Below are 13,348 nucleotides of genomic sequence, written 5' to 3'. Positions count from 1 at the left end.
GGCCCGCCGCATCGCCCTCAACGCCAGGGTGACGCCCCTTCTCTTGGGGGACGGCCACCTGCCTCTCTACCTGGGGCGCGCCGTCCGGTTCGCCACCCCCGCCCAACGCCAAGTACTCGAGGCCCTCAACCCCACCTGCGCAGTCCAGGGCTGCGAGGTCCCCGGCACACTCTGCGAAGTTGACCACGTCACCGGCTGGGCCCTGGACGGCGGCCGCACCGACATCGACAACCTCACCCTCACCTGCGCCTTCCACAACCGCTACAAAGCCGCCAACCCCACCCACATCCACATCACCACAAACGCCGACGGACGCCACACCTACCGGATCCGAGCCGCCGGGGACCCACCGCCACCGGCAACAGACCTGTGGAACCGCGCCGCAAACCACCGGGCCCAGCCCCAGCCGCGGGCCCGACCCCGCCGCCAACGCCACCGCCCAAGGCCCACCGGCAGCCGACAACACGCATCCGGCCCCTGAGCGGAATCTATGCGCCCGCTGGTGGTCATCGCGGGCAAGGAGTACGGCTCCGGGGCGTCGCGCGACTGGGCCGCCAAGGGCACCGCGCTGCTCGGCGTCCCCGAGGAGGTCGCGGCGAAGGCAGATGGCGCCGGCGGCAAGGAGTTCGAGGCCGTCGTCCGCATCGACATCCCCGGCGAGGCGGAGTACCACCGCCACGGCGGCAGCCTCTAGTACGTCCTCCGCAACCTCATCCGCAAGGAACCGCCGCTACGCAGAAGTGCCCCGCTCCCGTAAGGGTGCGGGACACTCTCGCGTCTCGGGGAATCAGTACTTGAGGACGCCCACCAGGGCGGCGAACTCGTCCCGCCCCAGGAGCAGCTTGGGGCCGTCCGGGTTCTTGGAGTCCCGGATGCCCACTCCTTCCGGGAGGGCCGCCAGCTCTACACATTCGCCTCCGGTGCTGCCGCTGTGACTGCTCTTGCGCCAGGTTGCCGTGATCAGGTCCATCGTTCTGCCTGCACCTTTCGGATGACGTCGAGCGACTGGTCTACCGGGAGGGCCAGGGCCCGCACCTCTCTGAGCGCCCGGCGGGTGGCGGCCAACTCGTCGCCCGCCTCCAGGGTGAATCCGCGTGCCGGGCACTCGAAGTATGCGACCTCCCGCATGTCCTCCATGGTGGCGATCGTAAAGGAGCTGATGTTCCCGGGGTGTTCGCCCCGCATCTTCACGATGTGCAGCGACACCCCGAGGGACTTCGGCGCCTGAATCAGGTGATCGCACTGCTCGCGCATGACCTGCGGGTTTCCGACCTCGCGCAGCAGTACTCCTTCGTCCACCAGGAAGGTGCAGCCGGGCGGTGGCGGATTCTTCCGGGTGAGGATGTTCTGCCGAGCTAGACGCTCCTCGGTCTTCTCCTTGTCGCCGTTGAGCTGTGCTTCGGCGTAGCCGGGCGTCTGGAGCAGGCCATGGACGAGGGAGAGGCTCCAGGAGGTCAGCTCCTCCGCCGTCTCCTCGACGGGGAGCCACTCGTACCAGGTCGGGAACTCGGCTCCTTTGACGAGGTCCTCCCACAGTTCGACGAGGTCGCCGTCCGCCTCAAGCTCGCGGTCCATCTGCTCGGCGAACTCGCGAGTGCAGCGCGTGCGGCCGGTCTCGACCTGCCCGATGTACTGGGGTGTGACGCCCTCCCCGTCACGGGCTCGACGTGCGACGTTCTCCTGGCTCCATCCCTTCGCCTCCCGGAACCTGCGGAACCTGCGCCCGAACGAGACCAGGCTCGGGCTGACCTTCGCTCTCGACCGTCGTGGTGCCATGCGCGCATGCTCTCCCAACCCTGACACAAGCGGCTACCAAGTTCAGAGATCTGGTCAGAGGAGATTGTCAGGCAACTACCTGCGCTTCGTGACGGTGCGTGTGCGTGCGGTGGCTCAATAAGGGCGATCAATCCGACGATGTGAGGTCGCAGTCATGTCAGCAGCAGCCATTGCCCCAGAGGCTCCACCGCTCGTTCTCGAACCCACCGAGCACGCTCCGCGGCTTGCGCGGCGGTTTCTCGCCGAGCGGTTCGCCGAGTGGGGGATCGAGGACGACTACGTGGGGCGGCTCGTTGTCTGCGAGCTCGTCACCAACGCGTGGCGGCACGGGGAGGGGCCGATCGTCGTGCGGGTGTTCCGCGGCGAGCGCGACGGCCGTCCCATGGTGGAGGTGTGGGACGCCGGAGAGGGGCGTCCGGTCGTCCAGGCGGAGGACCACGCCGCCGTCTCCGGGCGTGGGCTCCTGCTCGTGGCCGAGCTGGTGCACGCCTGGGGCGTCCGCCCCCTGAACGAAGGAGGCAAGCTCACGTGGGCGGCCTTCCGTCAGGACGAGCCGCCGCAGCGGTGATGGACGAACCCGTCACGCTGCTGTTGCTCCGGCACCTCTTCTCCGAGTGGGCGATCACGCGGGACCGTGAGGGGACGTGGAGGGCCGCCGGTCTCAGCCTGATCTCGTCAGTGACCTTGACGGCCTGCTCGAGATCCTCGCGCTCGCCGATCCTGACGCCGCGCGGCGGGCCGTCAGTCTCCTCGGGGAGCGGTCTTCGGCCGCCTGAAAGTCAATGGTCGATGGCCAGGCGGAGGCCGAAGCCGATGAAGGCGACGCCGGTTAGCTGCTGGAGGCGGCGCTTCACGGCGGGACGTGTCAGGGTGCGACGCGCGGCCCCCGCGGCGCCGACGACGAGCGCCAGCCACAGCAGGCTCTCGGCGGCGTGGATGACGGCGAACAGCATGCTCGTCCAGAACACCGAGGCGCCGTCGGGGATGAACTGGGGCAGGAGGCTCACGTAGAAGACGCCGACCTTGGGGTTGAGCAGGTTCGTGGTGAGGCCTGTGCGGAAGGCGGTGAGACCCGACGCACGTGTATCCGAGGGGTCGGCCGTGTCCCGCGTCCTGTGCCGGGCGGTCCACAGGGCGCGGACGCCGAGCCACAGCAGGTAGCAGGCGCCCGCGACGCGCAGCACGTCGAACGCCAGGCGGGACGCGGCCAGCAAGGCGGTCAGTCCCACGGCGCTCGTCATCGCCCAGCACATGAGGCCGGTCACTACGCCGGCCGAGGAGAGCAGGCCGGTCCGCCGCCCGCCGGTCACGGTGCTGCGCAGGACGAGCATCATGTCCACGCCGGGCGTGATCGTCAGTAACGCGGCCATGGCGGCGAAGGGGAGACAGGCGGTCAGCACGGGGTAATGGTCTCCTGGTACCTCCGACGAGAACAAGAAGGCTGCAAATGAACAAGATCGGTAGTTTGGACGTCTTCCCGCTCTGCCTGGGCGGGAACGTCTTCGGCTGGACCGCCGGCAAGGAACGCTCGTTCGAGATCCTCGACGCCTACGCGGAGGCCGGCGGCAACTTCGTCGACACGTCCGACTCCTACATGGCCTCCGCACCCGGCAACTCGGGCGGCGAATCCGAGACGATCATCGGGGAGTGGCTGGAGACGCGCGGCAACCGCGACGACATCGTCGTCGCGACCAAGGTCGGCAGGCACCCCGAGCGCAAGGGGCTGGCCGGGGCGAACATCAAGGCGGCGCTGGAGGACTCCCTGCGGCGACTGCGCACCGACCGCGTCGACCTCTACTACACGCACCACGACGATCCCTCCATCCCGGTCGAAGAGATCATGATGACGCTGGACGAGCTGGTCAGGTCGGGCAAAGTGCGGCAGATCGCGGTGTCGAACATCGAGCTCGACCGCCTCCAGGCTTCCCTGGAGTTCAGCGAACGCGAGGGGACGGCCCGCTACACCGCCATCCAGCCGCACTACAACCTGGTCTCCCGCGACACCTACGAGGGGCCCCGCCGCGACCTCGCCGAGCGGTACGGACTCGCCGCCCTTCCCTACTACGGTCTCGCGTCGGGCTTCCTGACGGGCAAGTACCGGCCGGGGACGAACGTCGACAGCGTCCGCGCCGAGAAGGCCGCGCAGCACCTGGAGACCGAACGCGGCCGCAAGATCCTGGCCGCGCTCGACCTCGTCGCCGAGGAGCAGGGCGTCGCCGTCGCGACCGTCGCTCTGGCCTGGCTCGCCGCGCAGCCGACCGTCGCCGCGCCCATCGCCAGCGCCCGCACCCTGGACCAGCTCCCGCCCCTGGTCGACGCGGCCCGGACGACGCTGACCGACGCGCAGCTCGAACGCCTCACCGAGGCGTCCGCCTGATGGTGGGCCTGATGGTGGGCCTGATGGTGGCATCACCGACCGGAGATACCGGGATATAGCGTCCGTAGTGTGCTTGATCTGGACTTTTTGCTGATCGGGGGGCTGGCGGCACTGATCGGCGCGATCGTGCAGGGCAGCGTCGGCCTCGGCGTCGGGCTCGTCGCGACCCCCGTCGTGACGATGCTGTTCCCGTCCCTGATGCCCGGTTCGATCCTGGTCATGGCGCTGGTGCTGCCCCTCGCGACGCTCGCGCAGGAGTTCCGGCACGCCGAGTTGCGAGGCATCGGCTGGGCGTTCGCCGGCCGCCTCGCCGGGACGCCGCTCGGCGCCTGGCTGGTCGCGGTCGTCCCGGACCGCGCGCTCGGCATCATGATCGGCATCATCGTGCTCGCCGCCCTGGCCGCGACGAGCTGGTCGGGCGAGGTGCCCCGCAACCGGCGGACGCTCTCCGCCGCCGGGCTCGTCTCCGGCGCGACCGGCACCGCGTCCGGCATCGGCGGCCCGCCGATCGCGCTGCTCTACCAGCGGGAGAGCGGCCCCCGCGTCCGCGCGACCCTGGCGGTCTTCTTCGTCGTCGGAGCGCTGCTCTCGCTCATCGTCCTCGCCCTCGCCGGTGAGCTGCCCGCCCGGCAGGTCATCGCGGGCCTGGAGCTGCTCCCGTTCGTCCTGGCCGGCTTCGTGGTCTCGGGCCCGCTCCGCCGCTACCTCGACGCGGGACGCCTCCGCCTGGCCCTGCTGGTCGTCGTCGGGACGTCCGCGGTCATGCTGATCGTGCGTAACCTGATCTGATGCCCCCCTCGAAGGCCGACCTGGAGGCCGCCCGCGACCGCGTCATCCCCGACGTCCTGCCCCCGGAGGGGAAGCTCCGCGTCCTGTTCAGCGGCATCAACCCGGGCCTCTACTCGGGCGCGACCGGCCACCACTTCGCCCGCCCCGGCAACCGCTTCTGGCCCGCCCTGCACCGCTCCGGCTTCACCGACCGGCAGCTGCACCCCTCAGAGCAGGACCTCCTGCCCTCCTACGGCCTCGGCATCACCAACCTGGCGCACCGCACCACGGCCCGCGCCGACGAACTGACCGCAGAGGAACTCCGCGAGGGAGGTCTCCGCCTGGCCGCCCTGGTCGAGAAGCACCGCCCCACCTACCTCGCCGTCGCCGGGGTGACCGCCTACCGCACCGCCTACGGCCGCCCCAAGGCCCAGATAGGCCCCCAGGACGACACCTTCGGCCCCGCAAGGGTCTGGGTACTCCCCAACCCCAGCGGCCTGAACGCGTCCTGGCCCCTGGACCGCATAACCGCCGAATTCGCCCGCCTCCGCAAAGCCGCCTAAGCCCTCAGAAGTCCGTAGGTCGCTGGGGCGTTCCGCGGGGATCTGCGGATCGAACCGGACGGTGAACGGCTTGGCGGCAGGTACGTCCACTTCGAGCAGGTCTCCGGCCTTCGCCGACCGGTCGAGCGGGGAGGGCACGGATGCCGCCGCCCTCAGAATTCGGTGAACACCGCAGGGTCGACCGCCACCGTGAACGCGGAGTCCGCCTGGATCTCGATCTTGAGGACTTCGCCTGCGGCCGCCACTGCGTGGGAGCGGTAGGCGCCGAATCCTTCGTCCAGGACGAAGATCTGAAGTGCCGGATGCGGGGAGAACTCGGCGAGCCAGTACTGGGGGATGCCGAGTGCCGCGTACTCCTTGAGCTTGCGCACTCGGTCGGTGCGTTCGCTGCCGCTGCCCGGAGAGACCACCTCGACGACCAGCAGCAGTTCGCCCCCCGGGATGACAGCCGGGCTGCGGTCCACGATCGAGTTCCGTGCCACGCTCCTGGGGACCACGAACACGTCGGGTTTCCGGATCCCCGCCGGCGTGCTGATCTCCCACTCGCCGCCACCGGCGACGAACACGGCGGCACCGGCGTCCGAGGCGGCTGCTTTGAGCAGCTCCTGCAACTGCATGGCCACCCAGTTGTGGGGCGCGCTCGGAGACAACTCGACCAGCCACCCATCCTCGAGTTCCAGGCCGCGGCCCTCGTCCTCTCGGGCGTGCAGGTCGTCCATCGTGTACGGGCCAAAACCGCCATGGTCGTGCGCGACGCTCACGGTTCTGCTCCCATCCATGGTGCGACTGGTCAGCGCAGAACCAGACTACCCCGCCCGACTTTCGCGACCGAATGTAGTGGTGGCTTCACTCTCAGGTGGCGTTGTTGAGGGCGGCGGTCTTGGCGAACATGGTGTTCACCTCGTCGACCAGGGACGGCTTGGGTTGCCAGATGCCCGGGTGGCCGACCGCGATGATCGGGCGGGGGAGGGCGCGGATGCCGCCCAGGTGCCAGTGGTGGGCGCCCGGGTCGGACCAGGGGCCGCAGTCGCAGGAGCCGCCGGGGACCGTGGCGGAGCAGACGTCCTCCAGGTCGGCGATGGCGATGACGGCGCCGATGGTGGCGAGCGGGTCGCCCGGGTCCCAGCCGGCGGCCTGGACGAGCGGGGAGTCGCACGCCTTCAGGTCGACGCGCATGGAGGCGTGGATGAGCAGCGGGCCGCGGTAGGCGGTGGGCAGCCCCTGGTTCGAGACGGTCTTGCCGCCGCGCGCTATCGCGAACGCCCAGGGCTGCTGAACACTCATCGCTTGCACGCGGTCACCTTCCATGGCTCGCCCCTGACGTTGCCCGAGAGGCTAGGTGCATACCGGTGGATATGCCAACGGCCGGGGCGAACGGGTCGCCGTCCGTCATGGGGGCCGGCGGTCGGCCCCCATGCGGATGAGTCCTTCGTTCACCTGCGGACCCGGGAGTGCGGGTCCGTCCCTTCGGTCACCCCCGGGGAAAGCAAGCGTCCGCTTGAAACGGCGCATCGGTCAACAGCGCGGCCGGAAAAGTGATCAAGCGGTGATGCGTGTCGTGGCGGGGACGAACCTCACCAGCGCAGGGCGGGAGGGAGGCCGTCGGCGCCCGCGTCGGGCCAGTCGAGCGGGGGTCCGAGCGGGGCGAGTTCGGCGAGCTGGAGGCGGTACCAGGGGGACGCCTCGGGCCGGTCGGCCAGCTCCACGCAGCGTTCCCACGTCCACCACTCGGCCTGCTCCACCTCGTCCCGGTTCGGCCGGACGGGCCCGTTCGCCGGGACGACGGCGCGCACGACGGGGCAGCGCTCGTTCTCCAGCGTCCCGTCCTCGGCGACGGCCCGGTACTGGAAGCCCGGCAGCACCGACGTGAACGACACCGACGTGAGCGACGCGTCGCCCATGCCGAGCTCGTCCCGCAGCCGCCGCAGGACGGCCTCCCGCAGGTTCTCGCCCGGACCGGGGTGGCCGCAGCAGCTTCCCGTCCACACGCCCGGGAACGTTCGCTTGTCGAGGGCGCGCTGAGTGATGAGCACGCGCCCCTCCGTATTCACTACATAACATGAAAAGGCCAGGTGATACGGCGTGTCCCGGTGGTGGCTCGCGCCCTTGGGCGCGGTTCCGACCGCCTCGTCATCCGCGTTGAGCAGCACAATCTCTTCGACGCCCATGCTCTGTTCCTACCCCATCGCCGCCTCCGGGGTGAGTCCCCCCGCACATGGTCAGTCTTTTCACACCCGCCGGGCAGGCGGCCTGCGGCGCGCCGGGGGCGAACCGGGATTAAACTCGGAACGGCGCCCGAGCCAGGGGAGATCCGATCCCCGACGGAGGAGTTGAAACGAGTGAGCTTGCTGGAGTCGATCTCAGGTCCCGACGACCTCAAGCGACTGGACGCCGCTCAACTACCTCGCCTCGCGGAGGAGATCCGCGAGTTCCTCGTCCAGGCGGTCTCCAAGACCGGCGGTCACCTCGGACCCAACCTCGGCGCGGTCGAGCTGACGATCGCGCTGCACCGGGTCTTCGACTCGCCGCACGACAAGATCCTGTTCGACACGGGGCACCAGGCGTACGTCCACAAGATGCTGACCGGGCGGCACGACTTCGAGCTGCTGCGCAGGCGCGGCGGCCTGTCCGGCTACCCGAGCCGCGCCGAGTCCGAGCACGACGTCATCGAGAACTCGCACGCGTCCACCGCGCTGTCGTACGCCGACGGGTTCGCCAAGGCGTTCCAGCTCCGCGGTGAGACCGACCGCGCCGTGGTGGCCGTCGTCGGCGACGGCGCGCTGACCGGCGGCATGTGCTGGGAGGCGCTCAACAACATCGCGGGCGGCGCCGACCGCCCCGTCATCATCGTGGTCAACGACAACGGCCGCTCCTACTCCCCGACGATCGGCGGCCTGGCCTCGCACCTCGCCGACCTGCGCGTCACCCAGGGGTACGAGCACGCCCTCGACCTCATCAAGAAGACCCTCCCGCGGACCCCGGTGGTCGGGAACATCACCTACGAGGCCCTGCACGGCATCAAGAAGGGCCTCAAGGACGTCCTGCAGCCGCAGGCCATGTTCGAGGACCTCGGCATGAAGTACGTCGGCCCCATCGACGGGCACGACGAGGACGCCGTCGAGCGCGCGCTGCGCCGCGCCCGCGGGTTCGGCCAGCCGGTCATCGTGCACTGCATCACGACCAAGGGGCGCGGCTACGCGCCGGCCGAGAACGACACCGAGGACTGCATGCACGGCGGCGGCGCGTTCGACCCCGCCACCGGCGCCTTCGTCCGCAAGAAGGGCGGCCCCGCCTGGACGAAGATCTTCGGCGAGGAGATGGTCGCGATCGGGCGGGAGCGGCGCGACGTCGTCGGGATCACCGCCGCGATGCTGTACCCGGTGGGGCTCGCCCCGTTCGCCGAGGCGTTCCCCGACCGCATCTTCGACGTGGGCATCGCCGAGCAGCACGCGGTCACGTCCGCGACCGGGCTCGCGATGGGCGGCCTGCACCCCGTGGTGGCCGTGTACGCGACGTTCCTCAACCGCGCGTTCGACCAGGTCCTGATGGACACGGCGCTGCACCGGCAGCCGGTCACCTTCGCGCTGGACCGCTCCGGAGTGACCGGCGACGACGGCGCCAGCCACAACGGCATGTGGGACATGTCGATCCTCCAGCTCGTCCCCGGGATGCGCGTCGCCGTGCCGCGCGACGGCGCCCGGCTGCGCGAGCTGCTGCGCGAGTGCGTCGCCGTCTCGGACGGGCCGACCGCGATCCGCTACCCGAAGGGGCCGGCCGCCGACGACATCGAGGCGATCGGCAAGGCGGGGGAGATGGACGTCCTGGCCCGCCACAAGGGCTCCAACGGCACCCGCGTCCTGCTGGTCGCCGCCGGGTCGATGGCGTCGCCCGCGGTCGAGGCCGCCGAGCTGATAGCCGCGCAGGGCATCGGGGTCACCGTCGTCGACCCGCGGTGGGTGAAGCCGCTCGACCCGGCGCTGCTCGACCTCGCCCGGGAGCACGCGCTCGTCGCCGTCGCCGAGGACAACGGCCGCACCGGAGCGGTCGGCGACGCCGTCGGCCGCCTGCTGCGCGACGCCGAGGTCGACGTGCCGGTCCGCACGTTCGGCATCCCGCAGGAGTTCCTCGACCACGCGGCACGCGCCGAGATCCTCGCCGACATCGGCCTCACGCCGCAGGCACTCGCCCGCGACATCACGGCGTCCGCCACGGCGTTGCCGACGTCGAGCGGGGAGCGCCTCTCGTCGGCCGACAACGCCCGCGACCGCTAGCGACGACGACTCCGGCCCTCCGACCGCGCGGCGAACCGCGCGATGGGAGGGCCGTGGTCATTGACGGCCGGCTGCGTGCTCGGGGACCTTTGCCGGGGGCCCCGCCGGGGGTCAGACGCCTTCGGCCGAGAGCAGTTGCCAGAAGTGGGTGATGGACGCGGCGGCCGTGCCGAGGTCGCGACCCGAGTACGTCCACCGCCCGCGGAGGCGCCAGGGGCGGCCGGTGCCGTCCTTGACGTAGACCTGGAGCGGGAACGAGGCGTCGTGGGCGCGGATGACGCCTGCGGGGTCGACCGTGGGCGTGAGGCTGGGCTCGCCTTCGCAGCGCACGCCCATGACGGACGTGCGCGGGTCCTGGCGCAGCAGGCCCTGCGTCAGGTCGTACACGAGCACGGACACGTAGTCCGGACCCAGCCACCTGAGGTCGGGGACGGTCTCGGGCGGGGGGAACCCATACACTTCTGGACCGCCGATCACAGGCCGCACCGTAGCGTCCTGGTCATACGTCCGTCACTACCCCGGGAGGGGGATCTTCACACGGCGGGTCATTCGCCGCCGCGGCACGCGGACGTCATGGCCTCCCAGTGGGCGAGCTTGACGCGCTCCCCGCGGTCCAGGGACCGTGCGAGGGCGACCTCCGCGGCGTCGAGCTTGAGCCAGTCGTCGTAGGTGACGACGGGCAGCCCCCGCGCCTCCAGCAGCTCCTCGATGCCGCGCTTCGGCCCGGTCTCGGCCCCGTCGAGGTCCTCCAGGAGGTTGCGGACGGTCTCGGCCGCGTCGGACTTGTTGGTGCCGACGACCCCGGACGGGCCGCGCTTGATCCACCCGGCGACGTACTCGCGGGGGACGGGGGAGCCGTCCGGGCCGATGATGCGGCCGCCCTCGTTCGGCACGGTGTAGGAGCGCTCGTCGAACGGGACGCCCTCCAGCGGCACGCTCTGGTAGCCGACCGAGCGCAGCACCATGCCGACGGGGAGCGTCTCGAACTCGCCGGTGCCGGTGACGCGGCCGGAGTCGTCCAGCCGGGTGCGCTCCAGCCGGAGCCCCTCGACGCGGTCGGTGCCGAGGATCTCGGCGGGGGCGCGCCAGAACCGCACGTCGATGTGCCGGGGGCGCCCGGAGCCGGGGTCCTCCGTCCAGGAGCTGAGGACCTTGATGTTGCCGCCGACCTTGCGGTCCTTCTCCGCGAGCTCGGCGCTGGCGGGGTCGAGCTCCATGTCCTCGGCGCTGACGTGGATGCTCGCGTTGGCCAGCTCGCCCAGCTCGCGGGCCTCCTTGGTGGTGAACTTCGCCTGCGCCGGGCCGCGCCGCCCGACCATGTGGATGCGCCGCACCCGGCTCTGCGACAGCGCCTCGATGACCTGCTCGGGGACGTCGGTCTCGCGCAGCTCATCGGCGGTCTTGGCGAGGATCCGGACGACGTCCACGGCGACGTTCCCGACGCCGATCACGGCGACCTCCTCGACCGACAGGTCGAAGGCGTGGCCGGCGGCGTCGGGGTGCCCGCAGTACCAGTTGACGAAGTCGGTCGCGGCGATGCTGCCGGGGAGGTCCTCACCGGGGACGCGCATCTGCCGGTCGACCATCGCGCCGGTGGAGTAGACGACGGCGTCGTAGCAGTCGAGCAGGTCGGCGCGGCTGATGTCGCGGCCGAGCTCGACGCAGCCGAAGAACCGCACGGCGGGGTTCTCCAGCACCTTCTGCAGGTACTTGGCGATCGACTTGATGGACTTGTGGTCGGGGGCGACGCCGTAGCGGACCAGCCCGTAGGGCGTCGGCAGCCGGTCGAAGACGTCGACGCGGACGTCGCCGTCGGTCTGCTTGACGAGGGCCTCGGCGGCGTAGATGCCCGCCGGGCCCGAACCGATCACCGCGACGCGAACTGGAGATGCCATGCGGGCCATTCTGCACACATGTCGCACGGATTGACACAGGGCCCCCCGATCGGACGGTCCGCTGGTCAGGACTTCGCGGGCTGCTTCCCGGCGTCCCGCAGCCGGCTGTTCCGGTACCCGTACGCGGCGTAGATGGCGACGCCGACCACCATCCAGATGAGGAACCGCAGCCAGGTCTCCACCGGCAGGTTCAGCATCACGAACAGGCAGGCGATGATGGACAGGGCGGGGACGAGCGGCACGAGCGGCGTGCGGAACGCGCGCGGCAGGTCCGGGCGGGTGCGGCGCAGGATCACCACGGCGGCCGAGACGACGATGAACGCGAACAGCGTCCCGATGTTGACGAGCGTGGCGAGCTCGGCCAGCGGGATGACCCCGGCGAGCACCGCGACGATGACGCCCATGATGACGGTCGAGCGGTAGGGGGTGCCGAACCGCGGGTGCACGACCGAGAGCCAGGCCGGCATGAGTCCGTCCCGGCCCAGCGCGAAGAAGATCCGGCTCATCCCGAGCAGCAGGATCATCACGACGGTGATGAGGCCGACGACGGCGCCGATGTCGATGATGGTGGCGAACACCGGGTGCCCGGCGGCCTTGAACGCGTCCGCGAGGGGCGCCTCGGTGCTCAGCTCGGTGTAGTGCTGCATGCCGACAACGACGGTCGACACGGCCGCGTACAGGATGGCCGTGATGACGAGCGAGCCGACGAGGCCGATCGGCAGGTCCCGCTGCGGCCGCTTGGCCTCCTCGGCGGCGGTGGCGACGATGTCGAAGCCGATGTAGGCGAAGAACACGATGGCGAGGGCGGAGAAGACGCCGAGCCAGCCGTAGGCGACGGGCGTGAGGCCGAACAGCACCTGCATCAGCGGCGCGTCCAGCCCGTCGACCTCCGGTGTCGACTTCGACGGCGGGATGAACGGGTCGTAGTTCTCCTTCTTCACGAAGAACAGCCCCGCGAAGATCACCAGCAGCACCACCCCGACCTTGATCGCCACGACCACGGCGTTCACCATCGAGGAGATCTTGATGCCGAGCACGAGCAGCGCGGTCACCGCCAGCACGAGCGCGATGGCCGGGACGTTGACCAGGCCGCCCTCGCCGGGCGGCGCGGCGATCGACTCCGGGACGGTGATGCCGATGCCGTCCAGCAGCGAGGCGAAGTAGCCGGACCAGCCGACCGCGACGACCGCCGCGCCGAGCGCCATCTCCAGGATGAGGTCCCAGCCGATGATCCACGCGGGGAACTCGCCGAGGGTGGCGTAGGAGAACGTGTAGGCGGACCCGGCGACCGGGACGGTGGAGGCGAACTCGGCGTAGCACAGCGCCGCCAGCCCGCACACCAGCGCGGCGAGGATGAACGACAGCGCGACCGCGGGCCCCGCGTTGTCGCGGGCGACCTGCCCGGTCAGCACGAAGATGCCGGTCCCGACGATCACGCCGACCCCGAACACCGTGAGGTCCAGCGGCCCCAGCGCGCGCCGCAGCCGGTGCGTGGGCTCCTCGGTGTCGCGGATCGACTGCTCGACCGACTTCGTGCGCAGCAGCTGCATTCTCCGGCCTCCCAGGTGATCGTGATCGTGATCGTCGCGGCCGAAACGCGTATGCCCGTATGTGCGCGATCTATGGCAGACGAAACCTTGATGGGCCGGTGAGCTGGTGCGATGCCGGGGAAAGGGCGTCCCGGACGGTGTCCGGGAC

15 protein-coding genes and 1 pseudogene are annotated in these 13,348 nt (G+C 70.5%); 6 read left to right on the top strand and 10 right to left on the bottom strand.

What is annotated here, in order from left to right; translation table 11 throughout:
- On the bottom strand, positions 1-319 hold a 319-nt coding region (locus E1200_RS34950), incomplete at its 3' end, for a hypothetical protein (protein ID WP_243708775.1).
- A 177-nt stretch (positions 320-496) separates the two neighbouring features.
- On the opposite strand from E1200_RS34950, the pseudogene E1200_RS23440 reads away from it, so the two are divergent.
- A pseudogene (locus E1200_RS23440) lies at positions 497-694 on the top strand (hypothetical protein); the annotation flags it as partial.
- A 93-nt stretch (positions 695-787) separates the two neighbouring features.
- On the opposite strand, the gene E1200_RS23435 reads toward E1200_RS23440, so the two are convergent.
- Both E1200_RS23435 and E1200_RS23430 read right to left on the bottom strand, forming a co-directional pair.
- A complete protein-coding gene (locus tag E1200_RS23435) occupies positions 788-970 on the bottom strand; it encodes a DUF397 domain-containing protein (protein ID WP_131954224.1) in 183 nt (60 codons plus the stop codon).
- Positions 961-1,776, bottom strand: a complete 816-nt coding sequence (locus tag E1200_RS23430; protein WP_131954223.1) for a helix-turn-helix transcriptional regulator — start codon at positions 1,774-1,776, stop codon at positions 961-963. The genes E1200_RS23435 and E1200_RS23430 overlap by 10 nt, the downstream gene beginning before the upstream one ends.
- A 154-nt stretch (positions 1,777-1,930) precedes the next feature.
- Between E1200_RS23430 and E1200_RS23425 the strand changes: the two genes are divergently transcribed.
- A complete protein-coding gene (locus E1200_RS23425) occupies positions 1,931-2,344 on the top strand; it encodes an ATP-binding protein (protein WP_131954222.1) in 414 nt (137 codons plus the stop codon).
- Positions 2,345-2,555: 211 nt separating this feature from the next.
- On the opposite strand, the gene E1200_RS23420 is transcribed toward E1200_RS23425, so the two are convergent.
- Positions 2,556-3,176 (bottom strand): LysE family translocator, encoded by a 621-nt coding sequence (locus tag E1200_RS23420; RefSeq protein WP_207933505.1) that lies wholly within the window; start codon positions 3,174-3,176, stop codon positions 2,556-2,558.
- Between the two features lie 47 nt (positions 3,177-3,223).
- Between E1200_RS23420 and E1200_RS23415 the strand changes: the two genes are divergently transcribed.
- The 3 genes from E1200_RS23415 to mug all read left to right on the top strand — a co-directional run bounded on the left by E1200_RS23415 (position 3,224) and on the right by mug (position 5,484).
- Positions 3,224-4,153 (top strand): aldo/keto reductase, encoded by a 930-nt coding sequence (locus E1200_RS23415; protein ID WP_131954221.1) that lies wholly within the window; start codon positions 3,224-3,226, stop codon positions 4,151-4,153.
- A gap of 69 nt (positions 4,154-4,222) precedes the next feature.
- A complete protein-coding gene (locus E1200_RS23410; RefSeq protein WP_131954220.1) occupies positions 4,223-4,942 on the top strand; it encodes a sulfite exporter TauE/SafE family protein in 720 nt (239 codons plus the stop codon).
- Positions 4,942-5,484, top strand: a complete 543-nt coding sequence (gene mug / locus E1200_RS23405) for a G/U mismatch-specific DNA glycosylase (protein WP_131954219.1) — start codon at positions 4,942-4,944, stop codon at positions 5,482-5,484. The genes E1200_RS23410 and mug overlap by 1 nt, the downstream gene beginning before the upstream one ends.
- A gap of 152 nt (positions 5,485-5,636) precedes the next feature.
- On the opposite strand, the gene E1200_RS23400 is transcribed toward mug, so the two are convergent.
- From E1200_RS23400 to idi, 3 genes are all read right to left on the bottom strand, one after another.
- Positions 5,637-6,245 (bottom strand): Uma2 family endonuclease, encoded by a 609-nt coding sequence (locus tag E1200_RS23400; protein WP_243708774.1) that lies wholly within the window; start codon positions 6,243-6,245, stop codon positions 5,637-5,639.
- Between the two features lie 91 nt (positions 6,246-6,336).
- Positions 6,337-6,768: a hypothetical protein gene (locus E1200_RS23395; protein ID WP_243708773.1), complete on the bottom strand. Its 432-nt coding sequence runs from the start codon at positions 6,766-6,768 to the stop codon at positions 6,337-6,339.
- Between the two features lie 290 nt (positions 6,769-7,058).
- Complete coding sequence (gene idi, locus E1200_RS23390) at positions 7,059-7,652, bottom strand: isopentenyl-diphosphate Delta-isomerase (RefSeq protein WP_131954216.1); 594 nt, start codon at positions 7,650-7,652, stop codon at positions 7,059-7,061.
- A 171-nt stretch (positions 7,653-7,823) separates the two neighbouring features.
- On the opposite strand from idi, the gene dxs reads away from it, so the two are divergent.
- Entirely contained in the window at positions 7,824-9,755 is a 1,932-nt protein-coding gene (gene dxs, locus E1200_RS23385; RefSeq protein WP_131954215.1) for a 1-deoxy-D-xylulose-5-phosphate synthase, read from the top strand.
- 111 nt (positions 9,756-9,866) lie between these two features.
- Here the strand turns inward: dxs and E1200_RS23380 are convergent, their stop codons facing one another.
- The 3 genes from E1200_RS23380 to E1200_RS23370 all read right to left on the bottom strand — a co-directional run bounded on the left by E1200_RS23380 (position 9,867) and on the right by E1200_RS23370 (position 13,200).
- Entirely contained in the window at positions 9,867-10,214 is a 348-nt protein-coding gene (locus E1200_RS23380; protein ID WP_243708772.1) for a hypothetical protein, read from the bottom strand.
- A gap of 86 nt (positions 10,215-10,300) precedes the next feature.
- Complete coding sequence (locus tag E1200_RS23375) at positions 10,301-11,650, bottom strand: FAD-dependent oxidoreductase (protein ID WP_131954213.1); 1,350 nt, start codon at positions 11,648-11,650, stop codon at positions 10,301-10,303.
- Positions 11,651-11,715: 65 nt separating this feature from the next.
- Positions 11,716-13,200 (bottom strand): amino acid permease, encoded by a 1,485-nt coding sequence (locus tag E1200_RS23370; RefSeq protein WP_131954212.1) that lies wholly within the window; start codon positions 13,198-13,200, stop codon positions 11,716-11,718.
- Positions 13,201-13,348 lie beyond the last annotated feature (148 nt).

This window comes from Actinomadura sp. GC306, assembly GCF_004348665.1.
Lineage (GTDB): Bacteria > Actinomycetota > Actinomycetes > Streptosporangiales > Streptosporangiaceae > Spirillospora.
Note: the sequence above shows the minus strand (reverse complement) of the source record. Positions and strands in the feature narration are given on the sequence as shown.